The following is a 22,410-nucleotide window of genomic DNA, read 5'->3' as shown; positions in this document are numbered from 1 at the left end:
TTTGATTAAGTCGTTGATTATAAGGTGATTTATGCTTATTTAGAACTGGTTTTTTCTACATTCTGTATAGGTGAATTGCTGTTGGCTGTAAAGTCCTGCTTCTTTGTAAGTGAGTACTTATATAGCTCATGCTACCATGGGCGTTTTTCTAAGAGTATAGAGAAGTAAAATCAAATAAATTACAACTACAGAATGAGTATAGAAAGAGCAGAAAAGATTATTTACCCTTCCCGCCAACTGATGCGCGGGTTATGCACCCTACTCCTTATCTGTACATGTATAATACAGTTGCATGCACAGGTGATTACCTCCCCTGATAAAAACCTAACGCTAACTTTTGAGCTGGCTGAAAACGGAGCACCAACCTATCGGCTGAGTTATAAAAAGAAGCCGGTTATAAAGCCGAGCAGGCTGGGCCTGGAAACAAACGATGCCGGTTCTTTTATGGAGGGCTTTACCGTTACCAATACAGAGCAAGCCTCTGTGAATGATACATGGCAGCCTGTGTGGGGCGAGCAGAGCACCATACGCAATAACTACAATGAGCTACTAGTAAACTTGGCCCAGAAAGATCAACAGGATCGTTTTATCCGTATCCGTTTCCGCTTGTTTAACGACGGGCTGGGCTTTCGCTACGAATTTCCGGAGCAGGAAAACCTGAACTACTTTATTGTTGAAGAAGAACATACAGAGTTCAACCTAACAGGTGACCACAAGGCTTTCTGGATACCGGGAGATTATGATACGAACGAGTATGCCATCACAACTTCTAAGATTTCAGAGATACCGCAGCTGATAGAGAAAGCAACGATCGATGTGCATGCGCAGCATCCGATTGAAACGCTGGCGGTACAGACACCTTTAATGATGAAATCTGCCGATGGCCTGTACATCAACATTCACGAGGCGGCATTAGTGAATTATTCTGCCATGCATCTGAATGTAGATCCACAAACGTACAGGATGAGCTCTCATCTCACACCCGATGCGGTGGGTAACAAAGCATACATGCAGACGGACACGAAAACGCCATGGCGCACGATTGTGGTGAGCGACAAGGCCACCGACATACTTGCCTCTAAACTTATCCTGAACCTGAACGAGCCTACAGCCTATGAAGACGTGTCGTGGATAAAGCCTGTTAAATACATAGGTGTTTGGTGGGAGTATTTTGTGGCGGGCAAAAGCACCTGGGCCTACGGAACCGAGACAAACGTGAAACTGAGCGACGACTTCACCAAACTGACACCGAGCGGGCGCCATGGTGCCACGACAGAAAATGTGAAGAAGCACATCAACTTTGCCGCGGAGCATGGTTTTGATGCTGTACTGGTAGAGGGCTGGAATGTGGGCTGGGAAGACTGGTTCGGTAACTGGAAAGAAGATGTGTTCGATTTCATAACACCATATCCAGACTTTGATGTAAGGGAGCTATACAAGTACGCTTTATCGAAAGGAGTGAGGATTATGATGCACCATGAGACTTCCGGTGCTGCTACCAATTATGAGCGCCGCCTGCACCAGGCCTTTCAGTTCATGAAGGACTATGGGTACAACTCTGTGAAGACAGGGTATGTAGGCAAAATCATACCGCGCGGTGAGCACCACGACGGGCAGTGGATGGTAAACCACTACATCTATGTGGCCAGAACGGCAGCTGATTATAAAATTATGATTAACAGCCACGAGGCAGTTCGGCCTACTGGTTTGCACCGCACATACCCAAACTATCTGGCGCAGGAGTCTGCACGCGGTACAGAGTTTGAGGCCATGGGTGGCTTAGCGCCTGATCATGCGACCATTCTTCCTTTCACCCGCCTAATGGGTGGGCCGATGGATTATACCCCAGGAATTTTCCAGACGGACCTTTCGTACTACGGGACCGGCAATCAGCGTGTAAACACCACATTGGTAAAGCAACTGGCCTACTACGTAACCATGTACAGCCCGCTACAGATGGCAGCGGATTTGCCTGAGAACTACATCCGTTTCCCAGATGCATTCCAGTTCATCAAAGATGTGGCGCTGGATTGGGATGATACCTATGTGCAGGAAGCAGAGCCAGGCGATTACGTGACGATTGCCCGCAAAGCCAAGGGTAAGCAGGAGTGGTACGTGGGCGGCATCACAGATGAAAACCCTCGCACAGCAGTTATACCTTTCAACTATCTTCCAAAAGGCAAGAACTACGTGGCTACCATTTATGCTGACGGAAAGGATGCCAGCTGGAATAAAAATCCACAAAGCTACACCGTCCGCAAAGTGCTTATTACTCCCAAGAGTGTGCTAAAACAGCGTTTAGCTGCCGGGGGTGGCATTGCCATCAGCATCAAAGAGGCAACCAGCGAAGACAGGAGAAGCCTTAAAAGACTATAGAAGGCAGCAATAATCAACTAAAGAGGGTGAAGGGTATAAGTTCTTCACCCTCTTTGGTTTTAAAGAGATTCAAGAGTATTCGCACCTATGGCCGCTGCATTTTATACTGTTACTAAGCTTGTTTTTTCTTAATTTAAGGGGATGTTACAACTCATGTTAAGAACGGCCCTTCTCATATTATGCGCCTTTGTGCACTCTATGGCGCTCTCACAATCCGTTTCCGGGCAACTTTCTGCGGCCTTCAAGGCATTCCAGAACGACCCGCAACTTCGCAACGGCATAGCATCGTTGTATGTGATGGATGCTAAAACCGGCAAAGTGGTTTATGAGCAAAATGGTATGCTTGGCCTTGCACCGGCTTCCACTATGAAGGTGATAACAAGCGCAAGTGCCTACGAGCTTTTAGGAGAAGACTTCCAGTATAAAACGAACTTTGCCCTACACAAAACAGGGGAGGATGCTTCGCTCTTGATTGTACCTGCCGGGGATCCAACGTTCGGAAGCTGGCGGTGGCGCACCACGAAAGAAGATGTCGTGCTGAAGGGAATAGCGAAGGCTATTCAGAAGCAAGGCATAAAAACTATCAGCTCTGTTTTAGTAGACAATGAGGCGTGGGATGAGGAAACCATACCCGATGGCTGGATGTGGCAGGACATCGGAAACTACTATGGGGCAGGACCTGCAAAACTAAACTGGCGGGAAAACCAGTATGATGTTCTTCTGAAGTCTGGTTCGAAGATAGGCGACCCGGTGAAGATTGTGGGTATGATGCCTGAAATCAAAGGCTATACCCTGCGTTCAGAACTCTCTTCTGCGGCGGCGGGTACTGGCGATAACGCTTATATTTACTTCCCGTTAAATGCCGCCTCCGGAGTTATCAGAGGCACTATACCAGTGAATGAAAGCAGGTTCAAAATATCAGGTGCTATACCTGTTGTTTCAGACTACTTTGTGAGCACGTTGCAGGAAGCATTAGCCGGAGTGGGGGTTAAGAGTCTGGGAAAGGCATTAGCGGGTGGTAAGACTCCATTAGCGAAGCACACCATATTTTATACCGTAACATCTCCTCCACTTGATAGCATCATCTACTGGTTTAACAGGAAAAGTGTGAACCTATATGGCGAGGCGCTGGTGAAAACAATTGCCGCTAAAAGTAGTGGTGCTGGTTCTACAGACAAAGGAGTAGAACAAATCAGGAAGTACTGGAAGCAACAAGGCATACCGGACACGGAACTAAACATTGTGGATGGTTCAGGACTATCTCCGCAAAACCGCGTGACAACACATGCACAGGCCAGCATTCTGCAACATGCCAGAAAGCAGCCTTGGTTCGATGGTTTTTATGCTTCGCTGCCGCTCTACAACGGTATGAAAATGAAAAGTGGTACTATTAGAGGAGTAAAAGGGTATAGTGGCTATCATAAAGCAAAAGACGGAAACGAGTATGTTTTTGCCTTCCTTGTCAACAATTATAATGGCTCGTCAGGGGCTGTTGTCAGGAAAATGTATAAGGTACTGGACGTACTAAAGTAGGCTGTATCAAAAAGTTCTCAGGTGGCAGGTTCCCGGCAAAAGCTTTTCTTATTTGAGACTTCACAATTTCTCATAAGGTTCTGGAGATAGTATATCATCATAAATGCTTTAGCGCTTACATAAGTGGTGTTATAATTTTTTTCTATAACGAGATAGTATTATTGATTTGGTATACTGGCGTGTATATCGTATGTTTGTACATTAAGTTTGTTTTCATAGCTTGGAAAGGCACTCTGCTCTGCAGGGTGCTTTTTTATTTTCAGCCTTTTGCTAAAACAAGGTTCTACCATGTCCGAACCGAAACAGATGTGCGGGTACAGGTCATTTTTAGAGACCACGTCTTTTGTGTAACACAGAGTTTCAGGTTGTTCAGAATAGAGCTTACTTTAATCCGGGTTTTGCTCATCGGCAAAGAAGTAAAGAGGGGAGGCAATGTCGCAGGCACAGCCAGTATAAACATCGTCGCGCCAGGTGCCACCAACTTCTGCCGCTCTTCTTCAAACGTAAAGCCACAGTAAGCCCTGCGAAACCAGCGCCTACTATTCCAACCTGATAGTCTGTTTCCATACTTCGTTTGTATGCTTACATAACAGATGCTTTTAAATGACGATGTGTGGTAGCAAGGGAACAACACGTATATCTGTGCTAGGTGCGGTTGCGATTTGCTCTCTCACTCCTGTTTTTATACGGGTTGGCAAATACTTGTTCAAACTGCTTTTTCAGTATGCTGGTATAAGAGACCGGGAAAAGCCGTGTCACCAAGTCAATGATTTTCCCATCGCTCCCAATAACCAGTCGCTGCTTCTTTTTTTCAACCGCATCCAGAATCAGCCTCGCGGCCTCTTCAGGTGTCGTTTTTGCCGTTTGTTCAAAGCTTTTAACTGAGATTCTGTGCATCGCGGCAGTCGCCACAGGGCCTTTTGGAAAGGCGGCTTTCACAATATTCGTTTTGATGCCTCCCGGGTGGACAGCAGTAGTAAAGACACCAGTGCCCAGCAGTTCCATCCGGAGTGTTTCTGTGAAGCCTCTCACAGCAAACTTAGAGGTGCAGTAAGCAGCTTGGTTGGCGACGCCTCCTAGACCGAAAACACTGGAAAGATTGACAATGTGGCCTTCGTTCATTTCCATGAAGTATGGGTAAAAAGCTTTGGTCATGTTAATGGTGCCCCAGAGGTTAACCTGAAACAGCGCTTCAAAGTCTTTCAAGTCTGTGTGGTGGAAGCTGCCGGAAAACAAGGCCACACCTGCATTATTGATGAGAACCAGTCTGTGCCCCTTTATCCGGGAAATTACTGTTTGAGCAAAAACAAGCACAGCCTCTCTGTCTGCCACATTCAACTCATGAATTACCATCGCTGCCCCCTGCTGCCAGGCGGTTTCTCTCATCTCTGTCAGGCCAGCATAATTGATATCTGTTGCTACAACCACTGCCCCACGGCCGGCAGCCTGTAAAGCAAGCTCCCGGCCAATGCCAGAGGCAGCACCTGTAACAACAACGACTGTATTAGAAAAGCTGGATAATGCCATGATAGTCTCATATATGGTTCTGTGGTAAATAACGGGGTAGAAATGATTTTGATATAAAGACTCGTTTTCTCATCTTGCCCGAATAAAGCAGCAGTGTAAGGTCTCTTAGCTGCATACGCTGTTCTGTCGTATCAGCTAAATATTTTACTTTCATAGAAAGTGATTCTTAAAAAGCATAACCATCAATAACGAACGGAAGCCGGGAAAGACATGTCAAAAAAGTTAGGGGTACTGACCATACACGGAATGGGTAATCAGCGGCCGGATTATGCCAATGCCCTACAGCATAATCTCTATGAGCAGCTCAGTGAAGAGACAATTGCGGATTTAAGCTTTAAGTCCATCTGGTATCACGGAGATGTTCAGGTGCACCAGGACAGGGTGTGGGAGAAAATGGTGCAGAGCGGAAATCCACTGGATCAGGAAAGGCTGCGGAAGTTCTTTCTAAACTTTCTCAGTGATGCCGCCACTTCCGAGTTCAGGCCAGGTGAGCCGGACAGTTCCTACAGGAGAATACAACACACCATCCTGCGGCAAATAAATGCGCTGCGCGTGGAGTTGGAAGACCAGGACCGACCAGTAGTGATTATAGCGCACTCTTTAGGCTGCCAGATTATCTCAAATTATATATGGGATGCGCAGCAGAACAAAGGAATATGGGAAAGCGGGGAGCCAACAGAGTTCCAGAAGCTGGAAACTGCCAGACTGCTGGTAACATCCGGCTGCAACATCCCGCTTTTTGTCTCAGGCCTGGAGAAAATAGTGGCGATCAGCAAACCAAACAACCTGTTCGAGTGGCATAACTTTTACGACCGGGACGACATACTCGGCTGGCCCCTCAAGCCACTGAGCAAAGGTTTCCCCAATGCTTATGATAACATTGTGACGCAGGACCGCGAAATAAATACAGGCTGGACTCCCCTCAGCCATTCAGATTATTGGGAGGATAAGGATTTTATTAACCCGGTTGCAAACCTCATTCAGGCTATACACGATAATTTATCAGGCTATACACGATAATTTATCAAACGACACCAGCACTACGAATCACGTATAGCGAATCACGTATTAGGAAATTGCATCACAACCGATATCAACTAAAGGACAAATTTCCTTCTGTCAGCATCGCTTCATACTGCGCTTTATTAAACCGGTACAGGTAAGGGGCTTTATGGGCACCACCCGTTCTCCGGGTTTCCAGGCGCTCAACTATTCCGAGGCCCTGTATCTTTCTGTGGAAGTTACGCGGATCCAGCGTCCGCCCAAGTATGGTTTCATACAGCCGCTGTAGTTCGGGCATGGTGAATTGCTCCGGCAGCAGGTTATAGCCAACAGGCTGCCAACTTAACTGGACCCGGAGCGCCTGCAGGGCAACCGATATGATGTGGTTGTGGTCGAATAGCAGTTGGGGTATGTCCTGTATGTCCCACCACTGGCATTCTTCTGTAAAGGCATCCGGCGTGGGACTTACTCTGGAGTAGTCAACCAGGGCATAGTAGCCAATAGATACTGCCCGCTCATACCACTTCTCCGGGTCTACAACGTGCTTCAGCTTTTTCTTTATTTCCTCCTGGTTGTAGCGTGCCACATCGCCGAACACATGGAACTGTTGCAGGAATATCTGGTCCAGGCCTGTTCGTTCTTTTAATATACGATAGGCAGCCGCATCCACAGATTCGTTCTGACGAACCGGCCCACCAGGTAAACTCCATTCCTGCGTGTCTTTCCAGCGGAGCAGCAACACCCGCAGCTGGTCTTCGTGAAAGCCCAGGATAATACAGTCTAGTGTAAGTTGTGGTAATAAGGGAAATTGTTCTTCATCAGGTTGCTCAATGAGATTTCCTGTGTCAGGCATAGGGTAAAAAGTTTAATATGTTATTTTGACATAATGAAATTATTGACTATCATTATGTCAAAATAACATAAAGTCTGATTGTTTCCCAAACATAGAAAATAAATGATACGTCCCCTTAAACTACTTTTAATATTAATGCTGCTGAGCGGCCAGGCAATGCCAGAGGCATCTGCCCAAACAAAAAAAGCAAAGACAAGCCAAGGCAAGCAGGCTGCTACGCAAGCTAAAACGGTGAACGGCATTGTGGAAGGAACCACAGAGCAAAGCGGGATTCGCGCCTTCAAAGGCGTGCCTTTCGCCGCGCCGCCTGTAGGCGACCTGCGATGGCGGGAGCCGCAGCCTGTTCAGAACTGGCAGGGGGTGCGGCAGGCAAAGCAGTTCGGGCCACGGGCCATGCAATTGCCAGTGTTCGGTGACATGGGCTTCCGCTCTGACGGTATGAGCGAAGATGCCCTTTACCTGAACGTGTGGACACCCGCTAAATCAGAAAACGAGCGCCTGCCGGTGCTGGTGTATTTCTACGGCGGCGGCTTTGTAGCCGGAGACGGCTCAGAGGCACGTTACGATGGGGAAAGCATGGCGCAGAAAGGCATTGTGGCTGTTACGGTAAATTACCGGCTCGGCGCATTCGGCTTTTTCGCACATCCGGAGTTAACGAAGGAGTCACCGCACAACTCGTCAGGCAACTACGGTTACATGGACCAGAATGCTGCCTTACGCTGGGTGCAGCAGAACATTGCTGCCTTCGGCGGTGATCCCTCTAAAGTGACGATTGCTGGCGAATCGGCCGGTTCTATATCCGTTAGTGCGCAGATGGCCTCTCCTTTGTCCAAGGGCCTAATAGCAAGAGCAATTGGAGAGAGCGGTGCATTGGTTAATTCAAGCCTGGACCCTACTCCGCTTGCTGAAGCAGAGAAAAACGGGGTTGAATTCGCTTCAAGTCTCGGTGCCAATTCATTGGCAGCGCTTCGTGCCCTGCCGGCACAACAAATTTTAGATGCTGCAGGCAAACTACCTATGGGACACTTTGTCGCAACGGTAGATGGCTACTTTTTTCCGAAATCACCGGCGGCCATTTATGCAGCCGGAGAGCAGGCAAAGGTGCCGCTGCTGGCCGGCTGGAACTCAGAGGAGATGAACTATATGATGGTGATGGGGCGAGAGAAACCCACAGTGGAAAATTATGAGAATGCCGTGCGCAGGCTGTATGGCGAGAAGGCAGACGAGGTGCTGGAGGTATACAAAGCCACTACAGACGAGGAGGCATTACAGGCTGCCACTGATCTGGCCGGCGACCGCTTCATTGCCTATAGCACCTGGAAGTGGATGGACCTGCACAGCCAGACCTCCGGAAACCCGGTGTATCGTTACCTGTTCTCCCGCCCCCGGCCACCTATGACAGCGGAAATGGGCAATGCCTCCTCTGGTTTGGCCGGAGGTGTCGTAAAAGAGGAGGACCCGAACGCCTTTAAAATGCCTGCTGCCCGTGGAGCGGTACATGCCGCAGAAATCGAGTATGCCATGGGTAACTTAGCTTCTAATAAAGTGTATGCTTGGACACCAGAGGACTACATAGTATCAGAGGTGATGCAAAACTACTTCGCCAATTTTATTAAAACCGGAAACCCGAACGGAAAAGGCCTGCCTACCTGGCCAACTGCCAGCAATGGAGATAAAGTGCAGGTGATGTACATTGATGTAAATACAGCAGCCAAACCGGAAGAAAACAGAGGACGCTATCTGATACTGGACAAGCTTCAGACGAAGTAGGTAAGGCATTGTTCTTTCAGAAAACCCTATCCTGATGAAAAAACTAATTCGTTTCTATCTGCTCGTTTGCCTTTCGGGCCTGAGTTTACAGTCCTTCGCGGCTAAAGTAGACTCATTGGACATTCCGAGCGCGGCCATGCAAAAAACTTACCGGGCGGCGGTGGTACTTCCTGATTCCTATACCAAAAGCAAAGCCACTTACCCTGTGCTTTACCTGCTGCATGGGGGAGGAGGGCAGTTCAGCGACTGGCTCAGGCAAACGCCTGACAAGAAGCTGCTACACAAACTGGCTGACCAGTACAATCTTATCATTGTAACGCCGGAGGGCGAGAAATTAGGCGGTTACCTAAACAGCCCTGTCCAGAAAGACAATCAATTTGAGACCTATATCACAAAAGAGGTGGTGGATAAAATTGATAACACATACCGTACCATCCGCGACCGGAAGGGGCGTGTAATTACTGGCTTGAGCATGGGGGGACACGGCGCCTTATACTTAGCCACACGCCACCCCGACCTGTACTGCGCTGCCGGTAGCATGAGCGGAGCTTTAGACCTCAACATTGGTAGCTGGCGCATACCTCCCGAGTTTGCGAAACAAATTACACCCGGGTTTGAACGTATACTTGGACCCATGGGAGCCACACCTGATGCCTACGCCGCTAACTCAGTGGTGAACATGACCGACCAGATGAAGGCAAATGATGTGAAACTCATTTTTGACTGTGGCGTGGATGATTTCCTGATAGAGCCGAACCGGGAACTGCACCGGCGACTGGTATATAAAAATGTACCTCATGACTACACAGAGCGCCCCGGTGGCCACACCTGGGACTACTGGGAAAATGCGCTGGGCTACCACATGCTGTTCTTCGATAAAGTACTAAAAGCAAACGGAGGTGTTGCAATGAGCAGGAAATAGGCTCTACTCCATCCTACATAAAAAAAGACTGTCAGCTTTGGCAGTCTTTTTTTATGTAGGATGGCTCGTTCTAAATGCCTGTAGTAAAGAAGCAGCTAGTGCCGTAGGGACAGCGACATAAACAAGAAGAAGCGTAGAGAGCGGAATCACTAACTGGCTTTTATACTAAAAATGCCAGCTGAAGTAGAGCAGAGAAAGCCAAAATACTAACAAGCCTGATACGGTACAGGTACCTGCAAAAGGAATACCATTTGAACTATAAGCTGCTGTTAAAAGAACAGATAGCGATATCTATGATTTGCTCATATCAGATAAAAAGACAAATCCTGCAGTAATTTTTGTCCTACTCCCTAACTACTGCTAAATTTACATGGGGTATTGTATCGTTAGAATAGCTGCAAAGCAGTTTCCCCTTTATCTAAAATTAGTGAAACAGCATGTTTATAGCGTTAAGTGTATTTGAGGTTGCCAATGATATGGCGGATGAGGTGAAGCAGGCTTTTGTGAAAAGACCGCACCTGGTAGACAATGCAGCCGGGTTTCTGGAGATGAAAGTGCTCTCGCCGCAGGACAATGGCAGCGAGATATGGGTGATGACATATTGGGAGGATGATAAAAGCTATAACGTCTGGTACAAAGACCACATGAAGGAGGCACACCAGGATATTCCAAAAGGATTGAAACTTGTCCCCGGAAGCACGAAAGTCCGTTTTTTCGACTAGGTAAGTAAATAAAATATAAGATAAGTAACGGCTGGTTCAAGCAAAAAGCACGTATGGCAATTATCAACCTTGAAACCGACCAGCTGTAAAGCCCCTGACGAAGGGCATCACCCACTAGACTGCATGGAAAAAAAAGCGGCAACAATTAATGTGAGCATTGAAAAAAACTACGATTCGGAGTTCTGCGGAAGTATTCCCCTACACCTGGTCAACCTGATACAGCCGCATGGCATGCTGTTGGTGGTAAATAAGCCGGAGCTGCACATTGTGCAGGCCAGTGACAATGCCAACTCTTTCCTAAGCATACCTGTCGATGAATTGCTGGAGCAGCCGCTTTCAGCTTACCTGCCGGCCGGGGAGTATGCCGATATCCAGGCAAAGATTGCAAACCAGAACAACCAGGCGAAGATTCCCTTAACACTTACGTTTACAGTGCAAGACGCGCCACGGGCATTTACTGCATTGGTGCACCCCAGGGAGGAGTATGTGATTATAGAGTTGGAGGAGAACAAAGCTGCATCAAATGGTCAATCGTTCCTGGGCCTTTATCAGCAAATCAAATACATTACCTCCTTGCTGAAACAGGCAAACTCCACTGCGGAAGTAGCGCAGCTGGCAGCCGATGAGATGAAGAAGTTTACCAATTTTGACCGCGTGCTAGTATACCAGTTTGATCCGCAGTGGAACGGAATTGTGATAGGGCAGGCAAGAGAGGATGATATGGCGGATTACATGGACCTGCGCTTTCCAGCTTCCGACGTGCCCAAACAAGCCAGGGACCTGTACTTCAGCAACCCTTACAGGCTTATCCCTACCCGCGATTACGTACCCGTGCGCCTCATCCCGGTTATCAACCCGCTGACACAGCGCTTTACCGACCTCTCAGACAGCAACCTGCGCAGCGTGGCCAGTGTGCACCTGGAGTACCTGGCAAACCTGAACATCATGGCTTCTATGTCGCTGCCCCTCATCATCGACAACAAGCTTTGGGGACTTATCTCCTGTCATCATAAGTCGCCTATGCACCCCAGCTATGAACTACGGTCAGCGCTGGAGCTGCTTTCGGGTATTGTGTCTGCTCAGATAGCCTCCAAGGAAAGAGAGCATACTATCCTGCTACAGGCACAGCTGCGAGGCGTACATGCCCGGCTGCTGGAGCAGTTATATACCAGCTCTGATTTTGCGGATGGCCTCTTGTCTGGTACCACCAATTTGCATGACCTGCTACACCTTACGGGTGCTGCAATTTTATTTGAGGGCGGCATCCGGACGAGCGGGAGCACCCCCGGAAAACAGGAGATAAAAGAGCTGGTGGCCTGGCTCCGGCGAAATAAGAAGGACGGCTTGTTCATGTCGGATTCCTTGCCCAAGCAGTACGCACAAAGCAAGGCCTATAAGGAACTGGTGAGTGGGCTAATTGCTTTGCCAATTAATGCTGAGCAGGGGGAGTATATCTTAGGGTTCCGGCCTGAAGTGCTGCAAACCTTAAGTTGGGGCGGCAACCCGAACAATGCCATTCAAATGGAACCAGATGGAAAAACATATCACCCCCGAAATTCTTTTGCTGCATACCAGGAGACGGTTAAATACACCTCACTGCCCTGGCTGGCCGAAGAAGCAGATGCCGCGGAGGCGCTGAGAAGCGCTGTACTGGAAAAGATAATTAAAGAAAGATAGTAAGAGCATGCCAATTTCTGCCTTATTCAAGGTTAGTGCTTTATGATTGATATAGATAAACAAGCACCTGTACGCAAAGAGTTGCCCCGACCGGCAGATCATTACCTGGTGGGCATAGGTGCCTCTGCGGGTGGTTTGCAGGCCATTCATCAGCTGTTCGACCATTTCCCAAGCAACTCAAGCTTCTCCTTTGTTATTATACAGCACCTCTCGCCCGACCACAAGAGCCTGATGGCGGAGCTGCTATCGAAGCACACCCAGATGCAGGTGCAGGAGGCGGAAGACAACATGCTCACCAGGCCGAACTGTGTGTATGTGCTCCCAAGCGGCAAGCAACTGACCCTGGAAAAGGGCCGGCTTCGGCTGGCAGATAAAACACGGGACCGGGAGCCGAATTTTGCCATCGATGTTTTCTTTGCCTCTATGGCCAGGGACCTTGGCCGGTATGCCATTGGCGTTATTTTGTCGGGCACAGGCTCTGACGGGACAAAGGGTGGCAGGGCCATTAAAGAGGCCGGTGGCATGGTGGTGGTGCAGGAACCGAAATCAGCCAAATTCGATGGCATGCCCCGAAGCGCCATCGACGCCGGATTTGCAGATTATGTGCTGTCTCCGGAGCATATGCCGGAAGAAATTATCGGCTACACCCGTAAGGTACCGTTGGTGAAATCGCAGGAGAATGGTGAAGAGGACGGCGCCGTACTACAGGAAATACTGGACCTGATCTATACCCACACGCATACTGATTTTACGGACTATAAGCAGGCGACAATTAACCGTAGACTCCGGAAGCGCATGGATGTCCTGCTGTTGAAGACCTTGCCGGAGTACCTGAACTATCTGCATGAAAACCCTGCGGAGATTAACCTGATAAGTCAGGATTTCTTTATTGGCGTTACCCATTTCTTCCGCGACACGGAGGCATTTGAATTACTGAAGAAGGAGGTTATCCCCCAGATTATAGAAAGCAAGGCAGCGGGTGAGCCCGTTAAAGTGTGGGTAACAGCCTGCAGTACGGGCGAAGAGGTATACTCCATGGCCATTCTTTTCAAGGAATGTTTTGAGGAGATGGAGAGAGAGCCTCTTATAAAACTCTTTGCCACAGACATAGACAAGCGTGCTATCACGCAGGCTTCAAAAGGCTCGTATCCGGCCTCCATAGCGAAAGACGTTTCTGCTGAAAGGCTGGAACGCTTCTTCCACCAGCGTGGGGAACGGTATTTTTTAAAGGAGGAAATTCGGAAGCTGGTCGTATTTGCACAGCACGACCTGCAGAAAGACCCGCCTTTTGGCCGGATCGACCTGATCAGCTGTCGGAATATGCTCATTTATCTTAACCCGGACCTTCAGAAGAAGGTTCTTTCCCTGTTTCCCTATGCCCTGAACCAGAACGGATACCTGTTGCTGGGGCCCAGTGAGAACATCGGGGAGTTGAAAGCCTACTTTTCTGAAGAACACCGCAAGTGGAAACTATACCGGAAAATAAAAGAAACCCGTAGCATCCAGCAAAACTACGGTATCACAGACTATGTCCCCGCCTTGTCTGCGGAAAAGCAGTCTACATTTAAGGTTGCCCAGCTCAACCGCTACAGCGAAACTTTTATGGATTCAGTAGCGGAGGATTTTAAGGTGACGGGGCTTTATATAGATGAAAATTACCAGTTGCTGCACGGCATCGGGGACATCAGCCGATTCTTGAAGTTCCCTAACAAGCGCCTGCACTTTAATCTTCTGAAAATGGTGCCGGAAGAACTGGCGGTAGCCATAAGCGTGGGTGTACGGAAGGCGCTGAAGCAGAACAGGAAAGTGCTCGTCCGGCAGGTGACTGTAAAATACGGAAAGAAAGACTGGTTTGTGAATGTCTCCATCCGGCCCATCGCTGCTGACAAAAACCAACCGAAGGTAATACTCATCCTGCTGCAGGAGATAGCGCAGACAAACTTACTGCCGAAAGCCGCCGACTTGTCCATGGTTTCGGATTCGGACTATTACCAGCAGCTTGCTGCCCTAGAGATGGAACTGAAGGAAGCACGGGAGGGCCTGCATTTAACGGTGCAGGACTTAAGTACCTCTAACGAAGAGCTGCAGTCCACGAACGAGGAACTGATGTCTTCTAACGAGGAGCTGCAAAGCTCGAATGAGGAAATGCAGTCACTGAATGAGGAGCTGCATACCGTAAACACGGAGCACCAGTTAAAGATAAAGGAGCTGAATGAACTGAACGAGGACCTGGATAATTATATCCGGAGCTCTAACATCGGGCAGCTCTTCCTCGATCACCACCTCATTATCCGGAAGTTTACGCCTACGGTGAAAGAGCTGATCAACATCATCGACAGTGATTTGGGCCGCCCCATCCATCACCTGTCTCACAACCTGAAGCACGCTGATTTACTTGAGTACATACAGCAGGTGAATAACACGTCTGGAGAGGTAGAGCGGGAGGTAGAAACGAATGAAGGCAAATGTTTTCTGATGCGTATTATTCCGTACCTGAAGCATGATGGCCATAAAGATGGCATTGTACTCAGCTTTGTGGACGTTACTACGCTAAAGGAACTCAGCAATGTGGTGCAGGGCGTACTGAACAGCTCATTGAACAATATCATGGTTTTCCGGGCTGTGCGGGATGAGCAGCAAAAGGTAACAAGCTTCAGCTGGAGTCTGCTGAACAGGAAGGCGGAGGAATTGTTCGGTAAGTCAAACGCGCGGCTTGTAAACAATAATGTGTTGGTCGACCTTCCCTTTCTGAAGAAAAACGGCCTCTTTAAAAAGTTTGTGAGCGTGGTGGAGACAGGCCAGCCACTACACATCGAACAGCAACTGGAGGTAAACAACCGCAAAGCCTGGTACGAAATTGCTGCTGTGAAAATGGGAGACGGGGTAACCATCACCATGGCCGACATCACGGTGAAAAAAACCACGGAAGAAAAAGTCTTACTCGCTTATGAAGAAATCAAAAAGACAGAGGAAGATTTAATCAGGTTGAACAATGAGCTGGAGAAAAGGGTGGCAGAGCGCACACAGGCGCTGGGCGACAGCGAAGAGCGTTTCCGGCTGGTGTCCATGGCTACGAATGACGTGGTGTGGGACTGGAACCTGGTGACAAATGAAATCTGGTGGAGTGAGAGCCTCACAAACATATTGGGCTATGAGACAACTGAGATGAACCCGGGTGTGCAGGGATGGTTTGATATAGTGCATCCCGAGGATAGGGCACAGATGGTAAAGGAGATAAACAATGCCGTGAACTATGGCAAAGACCAGTGGTCGGGGGAGTATCGGATTGCCAGAAAAGACGGAACCTACGCCTATGTAGCGAACCGTGCTTATATCCTGCAGAATGAGTACCAGATTCCGTACCGCGTGCTGGGTTCCTTTATCGATCTCTCAGACTTGAAAGCCACCCAGGAAAGCCTGCAGAGCACAAACGAGCATTTGCTAAAAGTAAACGCTGACCTGGACACTTTTGTGTACACGGCCTCGCATGACCTGAAAGCACCGGTAGCCAACATTGAAGGTTTGCTGCTACTTTTGGAAGAACAAATCGAGTCGTCGGACCCTTTGCCAGGGGAGCCAACCAAGCCTCTTTTTGAAATGACAAAAGATTCTATCCGCCGTTTTAAGGATGTTATTAAAGATTTAACAGACATTGCCAAAGTACAGCGGGATGTGGACAGCGAAGCGGAGCTGGTAGAACTGGAGGAGGTTTACAAAAATGTAGCGGCTAACACCCAGGACATGGTCTCGCATGCACAGGCCCAGCTGCATACCGATTTTGAAGAGGGAACTCATGTTAACTTCTCCCGGAAAAACCTCTACAGCATTCTGTATAACCTGGTAACCAATGCCATCAAGTACAGTTCGCCAGACCGGCAGCCCCAGGTGCGTATTAAAACGGAGCAGGTGGAGGACCACGTACTGTTAACCGTGGCGGATAATGGATTGGGAGTTAGTGAGGAAAATGTTGTGAAGATGTTTACCCTCTTCAAGCGCTTCCACTCCCATGTAGATGGCACAGGTATGGGACTTTACATTGTAAAGCGCATGATGGACAATGCCGGAGGCAGAATAGAAGTGGAGAGTGAGGAAGGAAAGGGAACAACTTTCAGGTTATATTTCAGGAATGATAAAGCTTAAGTCCATTTCTGCTGGCTAATACCAATTCACATGAAGCTTGTTCCATAAAGCCAAGCCTTTTCAATTGGTTGGCACGAAGTGAAGGTGTTTCCAGTCTTTGTGTTGAGCGCCTTGTATTTGTTGCGGTGCCACACGCAGTGTGGCAGCCGAAGCAGCGCGGAGGCAGCTTCAAATACACAGCGCGATGCACAAAGACGAGGCCTCTTGGCCTTGAGAGCTAAGAAAAGAGAGATGAAACATTAGGTAAGCTGCCGCTGGATGAACTATAAATACGGCAGTTTAGACAGATTGGTATTTACCGCAATCAATTCCCTGAACTGAAGTCCTTGAAGGTTTTGGTCACGTTTTCATTTGTTGGCTTGGATTTGTTTTGCCAGCCAGCATCCAGTTCCAGAGCCACCATGCCTTTCAGGCTCATCACGGCCACAAAATTATCAACTTCTTTCATAAACTCCGGGCTGCGGCGCGATGATTTAAGTGCATACTTCCTGGCAAAAATATCGCCCTTTGTCTGCAACTCGTTTCGTTTCTCCATAATGTAGTTCAGGCGTTCTATCAGGTCTTTGGTAGAGCGTCCGATTACTTCAGTTGCTTCCAAGGTTCCAATCGTCATCACCATGGTGCCCCCAACGGCGGTTATCTTTTTGGAAGTGCCGGGCTCCTCCACCACCACCGGCGAAATGCCCGTTACGGCTCCTAGGGAAGCATTGGTAAGCGACCTGCCTTTTTTCCCTCTCTTGGCCCGGTTGTACTTTTTCTTCAGGTCCTTTTCAGCCTCCTTTAGCTGCTCCATCAGATCCCATGCCTTTACCAGCGACGACCGATACTCGTTATAGAGCTTTTGGTCCATTTCTTCCTCATTCACAGCATTCTTTATCGAAAAAGTCACTGTGCGGGTATCCCGCTGGTTCGATCTATCCATTACAAAGAAGGTGACATCAAACGTAAGAGAATCCAGAGGGTCTTTCACAAAGTCATAGCCCGGCCTCCAGATAAACTCATATTGGGAAGGCGTATTCTTCACAAGCGCCGAGGCAGGAACATTCGTGTTTTCAGAAATAAAGCTAAACGATGCAATATCGCTTTCCCCGTTTTCGTCTGTCAGCTGAAACATAATATTAATGGTGGCATTCTCGTCATAGGCGAATCTTTTCTGAGACGGAATCATCTGTATGCTGGGAGGTAAATCCTGCTGGGTTGCAGCAATCTTAAAAGTGCCTTTCGTACGGGCTTTTGCCGGCTGGTCCTCTACGTAAAACTCCAGCATAAGCGGTTCTCTCTGTAGCTGCCTGAACTGGCTGGTGGATGGCTTCCAGGTAAATTCTCCCTGTGCTGACAGTTTGGCTCCCTGCGGCATTGCGTTTGTAACAGGTACAAAGACAATGGGGTCATTGTCTTCGTCCTTCACAGCTGATGATTCTATGGTATAGGTATTCTCCGTGCTATACCGGACATAGAACGGCTTTAGGTCGGCAACAACAGGAGGGCGGTTAACATGTTCTACTTTTAACTCCACTACTTGGTTTACGCTCCCGCCTTTTTTGTTTTTTGCCTCAAAAAGAAGCTGAACCGTGCGCCCATCGCTCAAGCGGTCCACAAAATCGTAGCTGGGGGTCCAGGAAAAGTGGCCAAGGGAGTCGAACTCCATTCCTTCTTCCCGCCCCTGGGTGAGGGCATAGGTGTAAGTATTAGTGCTATCAGCACCACCGGAGGCTTTGGCCTGAAACTGAAGTTTTTCTCCCTCTTTCAATACGTTCCAGTTTGGTTGTTCCGGGAAGTTAAGTTTGAGGGGAGTATTTGTAACAGTTTGGGGAGAGACTATAATAGTAGGAGCCGGCACTCTTACCGTATCATTCTGTGCAGATACTTTAGTGATGAACAATAAGGAAACAGAAAAAAACAGGATACTTTTTTTCATATTAAGAAAACAGACGTAAGATTCAGGCTTCGAGAAGACTCTAAAGTTAGCAAAGGTTGATGTACTGCAAAAGTACAGCGCCATTAATAAATTTTGAACCGGCAATTATACGTTTTCAGCACTAAATATTGAGGTGTACTGCCAAGGATTTCAATGAAAATACAACGTAATTCTTTCTTCAGTATTTTTCGTTTTCCGCTTCCTATATGGAGAATTTCACAAAAGTCTGTACCTTAATAGTTAGAATATTCAAGGCTATCATGATTAAAATTAACCAGCGCAGCAAGTTAAGCCTGCCAGTGCTTTTATGTTTGTTATTCTTCCACGCAATTTTATTTCTGCACCAGGAGGCTGCCTCTGCACAGACGATGAAGTCAAAGAAACTAATTCAGAAAGTCCTGAAGAAACACCCTGAAAAGTTTCAGGAGATACTGAATAACCCCGACAAGTACCGGGTACAGATCCTGTACACGCAGATAGACCGCGATGCGCAGAACCAGCCGCATTTTACGTCCTATAATTACCGGCTTAACGCGAAGGAGTATTTTTACCCGGCCAGCACCATAAAGTTGCCAGCGGCGCTGGTAGCGCTGGAGAAGCTGAATGAGTTGAACATTGCAGGCTTAAATAAGTACACGCCTCTGCAGGTAGACAGTGCATATGCCGGGCAAAGTGCTGTAAAAGCCGACAGCAGCTCAGAAAATCAGCTACCGTCTGTTGCGCATTACATCAAAAAGGTGTTGCTGGTGAGTGATAACGATGCCTTTAACCGCTTGTATGAGTTTGTAGGGCAGCAGCAGCTTAACCAAACGCTGCACCAGAAAGGCTTTGAGGATGTACGGCTGGTGCATCGCTTATCCATCTTCCTGAGCCCCGATGAAAACGCCCATACAAATCCTTTTACTTTTTATGCGGGGGATAACATTTTATACCAACAGCCACTTACCAGGAATCCTGCTCCTGTACCAACCAGGTTGAGCACTGTGCTGTTGGGGAAAGGCCATTACAAGGATGACGAGTTGGTAAATGAGCCGATGGATTTCTCAGGTAAGAATTACATCTCCGTAGATAACCTGCAGGGCATTCTGAAGACGGCCCTGTTTCCGGAGGCGGTGCCGGAAAAGCAGCGCTTTAATCTAACGCCTGATGACTATGCTTTTCTGTATAAGTACATGTCGATGGTGCCCCGCGAAAGCGACTTCCCCGCTTACGACCCACAGGAGTACCCTGACCCTTACGTAAAGTTTCTGATGTTTGGAGATTCAAAAGAGCGGATGCCGGACAACATCCGGATTTTCAATAAGGTGGGGGATGCCTATGGCTTTTTGATTGACAATGCATACATCGTAGATTTTGAAAACAAGGTGGAGTTCCTGCTAACGGCCGTTATACTTGTGAATGAGGATGAAATTTTTAACAACGGGGAGTATGAGTACGAAGAAGTTGGTTTTCCCTTTATGAGAGATTTAGGGCAGGTGATTTACCAGCACGAGCTTAAACGAAAAAAGAAGCACCTCCCGGACCTGGAGAAGTTCAGGATAGATTATAGCGAAGGCAGTAGTAGCAGGTAATTGTCCCTTTGCTAACGGAAGTTCGGAGGAGTAAGAGATGAATTCTCCTTTGAAGGGTTGCCAAAAGAGGAGCAGCTACATTGGGAAGAGAGTGGAATATTAGCATCCATAGATTACTTCCTCTACTCTCTAAGCTGCGAAGAGTATTCAGCATTATTCATAACAGAAGGGTTTCAACAAGAAGAACCGGGTAACACCGGTTTTTTTGCTTTTACAGCTTTCTATATAGGAGATATAAATATATTTATTTTGGTTAGGAGCATTAACAAAATCTTTATATCTTGAATGGAGTGTGGGGGTACCTACAAAATTGTTTTTTTTAACCAAACCAAGTACTGCAAGGCAGCGGAAGAAAAGGCAAAACCACTTCCATACATAGTGCAGTTAACAGTATGTTCACCCATTTCCGCTAGTTCTACGCATTTTATATATCCAGCCCAATATGAAAAAGACAATATTTACCTTTGTTTTAACCATGCTAATGTGTGTTACAGAAGGAAATTCTCAGGTACTTAACTTTAGTAATTTTAAGGAAAAGGTTGTTACACCATCAAGGGAGGCTTTTAATAAAGCCTCAACAGACAAGGAAAGAGATTCTCTAATGTTTGTACCGCATAAGGCAATCAAAAATTTAGTTGGTTCCCCAATGCCAGAGTTTACCGCTCAAACCCTCGATGGTAAGCCAATCAGTAAGCAATCTTTGGCAGGGAAAATAGTGGTAATGAATTTTTGGTATATCGGCTGTAAGCCATGTGTGGCAGAACTGCCAGCTCTCAATAGGTTGGTAGATGAGTATGAGGGTAAAGAAGTAGTCTTTCTCGCATTCGGAAATAGCTCTCGACAGCGAACGGTTGAAGATTTCTTGCCTAAGCATGATTTTAAATATCAATTAATTACCGACAGTGAATCTTATTCGAATATGTTCTTAGCTACAGCATTCGGCTTCCCTACAAGTATGGTCTTTGACCAAGATGGTATTTTACGACATATTTCCGCAGGTGGCTTCGTTGATGATAGAGCCAAAACAGCCGTTTTTAACGAGTATTCACCTGTGATCAATAGTTTACTTATTCAGAAAAAGGTAAAGTAAATGAATTTGGAACCAAATAATTTACAATAACAGCGTAGAACAACAGCTAAAAAGCATTGAAGCACTTTTTATTAACAAGTATATCATTCTGTCCCCTGTAATGTCCCCAATGTAAATAATTATTGTGTATATTACTGTTTTACAGTACATTAAACTAAGTAATAATACACGGCACCGGAACATCTGCAAGGCGCATTGAAGAAAAACTGGAAACACTTTTCCTTTGAGCTGAAGAAGTGGGTAATGTCTATATAAAACTTATATAACAGAAGTTTATATATTCTAAATTCATTTTTCACAATGCTTTGCTCCCCTTCGTCTTGCCGCACCTGGTAGTATGTTTATCCGCACCTGAAAATTAGAATTTCAGATAAGTTTGCTCCAACTGCCCGGACAGCGCATGAAGGTTAGCCAGTGTTTTTTTCAGAAAGTCTACTGTTGTTGCTGCCTCATTCCCTGGAGTGAAAGCTTGACATTGCGAAAGAATAGTGTGGGAAGTAGATTGGAGAGCACTCTCCTGTTCCTGCCGTGAAGCGTGCAGGTCTTTCAGTATCGTGTGGATGGAAGTGAGGGTATGCACGACAGATTTCGGAAATTCATTATTTGAAACCAGGAAGTCGAGCGCAAGCTTACGGGAGGCGTTCTTTTGATACCCCTGTTTAAACATTTCGTAGCCCCCTATGCTTCCGAGCAGCAGGGCAAACCGGTAGCTTTCATCAGACCCGCTCTGCCCCGAACTTCCCTGTGTGGCAATGGCCTGCATCTGGTGCAAAAGTGTCCGGGTTATCAGGAAGGCTCTTTCCATATACATGCCCAGTGAAAACAGCATCCAGGCCTCATTCCGGAGCATGTTATTGTGTATATAGCCTTTAATACGGCAGCTGTTAGACTCTATTGCCCCGGCAAAACCCTGTATACCCTCCCGGTGTAGTCTTTCAGTGCTATAGCTGTTCATGGTATGATAGAAGCGGTTAATGTACTCCCAAAGCTCAAGCGAAAGTCCGTCACGGGCGCCCCTTGCCAGTTCCCGAACCCTGTCTACATAAGCCAAAACCGAATTGGGGTTCGCTTCTTCAATGCATATAAAGGTGAGCACATCCTCTGCCTTCAGTTGTGAATGGGCATAAAAATAATTCTCCTGTGCATCTGCCACATGCAGTATATCTTCCAGTAAATCTTCTTTCGACTGCCTTGCCGGCAAATCCATCAGGTTTTCATATTGTACCCTCGAATAAAGAGCGACGAACTCAGCCCATTCCAGGTCGCGCCCCATCCAGTATATCTTTTTTGCGCTTCTTGATAGCATCAT

General features: G+C 47.4%; 15 protein-coding genes. 11 read left to right on the top strand and 4 right to left on the bottom strand.

All coding sequences use genetic code 11. The annotated features are described in order from the left end of the window. The first annotated feature begins 240 nt into the window (after positions 1–240). The 3 genes from E1919_RS10630 (at position 241) to E1919_RS10620 (ending at position 4,427) form a co-directional block, all read left to right on the top strand. Positions 241–2,376 carry a glycoside hydrolase family 97 protein gene (locus E1919_RS10630; RefSeq protein WP_162053419.1) on the top strand — a complete coding sequence of 712 codons (2,136 nt, stop codon included), beginning with the start codon at positions 241–243 and terminating at the stop codon, positions 2,374–2,376. 153 nt (positions 2,377–2,529) lie between these two features. Further along, positions 2,530–3,909, top strand: a complete 1,380-nt coding sequence (gene dacB / locus E1919_RS10625; protein ID WP_237144249.1) for a D-alanyl-D-alanine carboxypeptidase/D-alanyl-D-alanine endopeptidase — start codon at positions 2,530–2,532, stop codon at positions 3,907–3,909. Positions 3,910–4,274: 365 nt separating this feature from the next. Beyond that, positions 4,275–4,427: a hypothetical protein gene (locus tag E1919_RS10620; protein ID WP_162053369.1), complete on the top strand. Its 153-nt coding sequence runs from the start codon at positions 4,275–4,277 to the stop codon at positions 4,425–4,427. A gap of 127 nt (positions 4,428–4,554) precedes the next feature. Here the strand turns inward: E1919_RS10620 and E1919_RS10615 are convergent, their stop codons facing one another. After that, complete coding sequence (locus E1919_RS10615; protein ID WP_162053368.1) at positions 4,555–5,436, bottom strand: SDR family NAD(P)-dependent oxidoreductase; 882 nt, start codon at positions 5,434–5,436, stop codon at positions 4,555–4,557. 210 nt (positions 5,437–5,646) lie between these two features. On the opposite strand from E1919_RS10615, the gene E1919_RS10610 reads away from it, so the two are divergent. Then, entirely contained in the window at positions 5,647–6,456 is an 810-nt protein-coding gene (locus E1919_RS10610; protein WP_162053367.1) for an alpha/beta hydrolase, read from the top strand. 73 nt (positions 6,457–6,529) lie between these two features. Here E1919_RS10610 and E1919_RS10605 read toward each other — a convergent pair whose 3' ends face one another. Beyond that, positions 6,530–7,291, bottom strand: coding sequence for an NUDIX hydrolase (locus E1919_RS10605; RefSeq protein WP_162053366.1), 762 nt, complete (start codon positions 7,289–7,291; stop codon positions 6,530–6,532). Between the two features lie 135 nt (positions 7,292–7,426). Between E1919_RS10605 and E1919_RS10600 the strand changes: the two genes are divergently transcribed. The 5 genes from E1919_RS10600 (at position 7,427) to E1919_RS10580 (ending at position 16,522) form a co-directional block, all read left to right on the top strand. Beyond that, entirely contained in the window at positions 7,427–9,061 is a 1,635-nt protein-coding gene (locus tag E1919_RS10600) for a carboxylesterase/lipase family protein (RefSeq protein ID WP_394351760.1), read from the top strand. A gap of 34 nt (positions 9,062–9,095) precedes the next feature. Beyond that, positions 9,096–9,983 (top strand): alpha/beta hydrolase, encoded by an 888-nt coding sequence (locus E1919_RS10595; protein WP_162053364.1) that lies wholly within the window; start codon positions 9,096–9,098, stop codon positions 9,981–9,983. A 437-nt stretch (positions 9,984–10,420) separates the two neighbouring features. Beyond that, the gene (locus E1919_RS10590; RefSeq protein WP_162053363.1) at positions 10,421–10,705 is read left to right on the top strand and encodes an antibiotic biosynthesis monooxygenase family protein; all 285 of its coding nucleotides are present in this window, start codon (positions 10,421–10,423) and stop codon (positions 10,703–10,705) included. Positions 10,706–10,828: 123 nt separating this feature from the next. Further along, positions 10,829–12,382, top strand: a complete 1,554-nt coding sequence (locus E1919_RS10585) for a GAF domain-containing protein (RefSeq protein ID WP_162053362.1) — start codon at positions 10,829–10,831, stop codon at positions 12,380–12,382. A 42-nt stretch (positions 12,383–12,424) separates the two neighbouring features. Further along, positions 12,425–16,522, top strand: a complete 4,098-nt coding sequence (locus tag E1919_RS10580) for a chemotaxis protein CheB (RefSeq protein ID WP_162053361.1) — start codon at positions 12,425–12,427, stop codon at positions 16,520–16,522. Positions 16,523–16,826: 304 nt separating this feature from the next. Here the strand turns inward: E1919_RS10580 and E1919_RS10575 are convergent, their stop codons facing one another. Next, positions 16,827–18,440: a hypothetical protein gene (locus tag E1919_RS10575; RefSeq protein ID WP_162053360.1), complete on the bottom strand. Its 1,614-nt coding sequence runs from the start codon at positions 18,438–18,440 to the stop codon at positions 16,827–16,829. Between the two features lie 260 nt (positions 18,441–18,700). On the opposite strand from E1919_RS10575, the gene E1919_RS10570 reads away from it, so the two are divergent. Both E1919_RS10570 and E1919_RS10565 read left to right on the top strand, forming a co-directional pair. Then, complete coding sequence (locus tag E1919_RS10570) at positions 18,701–20,011, top strand: serine hydrolase (RefSeq protein WP_237144246.1); 1,311 nt, start codon at positions 18,701–18,703, stop codon at positions 20,009–20,011. A gap of 442 nt (positions 20,012–20,453) precedes the next feature. Next, positions 20,454–21,101: a TlpA family protein disulfide reductase gene (locus E1919_RS10565; protein ID WP_162053359.1), complete on the top strand. Its 648-nt coding sequence runs from the start codon at positions 20,454–20,456 to the stop codon at positions 21,099–21,101. A gap of 358 nt (positions 21,102–21,459) precedes the next feature. On the opposite strand, the gene E1919_RS10560 is transcribed toward E1919_RS10565, so the two are convergent. After that, a complete protein-coding gene (locus E1919_RS10560) occupies positions 21,460–22,410 on the bottom strand; it encodes an alpha-E domain-containing protein (RefSeq protein ID WP_162053358.1) in 951 nt (316 codons plus the stop codon).

It is taken from the genome of Pontibacter pamirensis (assembly GCF_010015475.1).
Lineage (GTDB): Bacteria > Bacteroidota > Bacteroidia > Cytophagales > Hymenobacteraceae > Pontibacter > Pontibacter pamirensis.
This window is presented reverse-complemented; position numbering and strand designations above follow the sequence as displayed.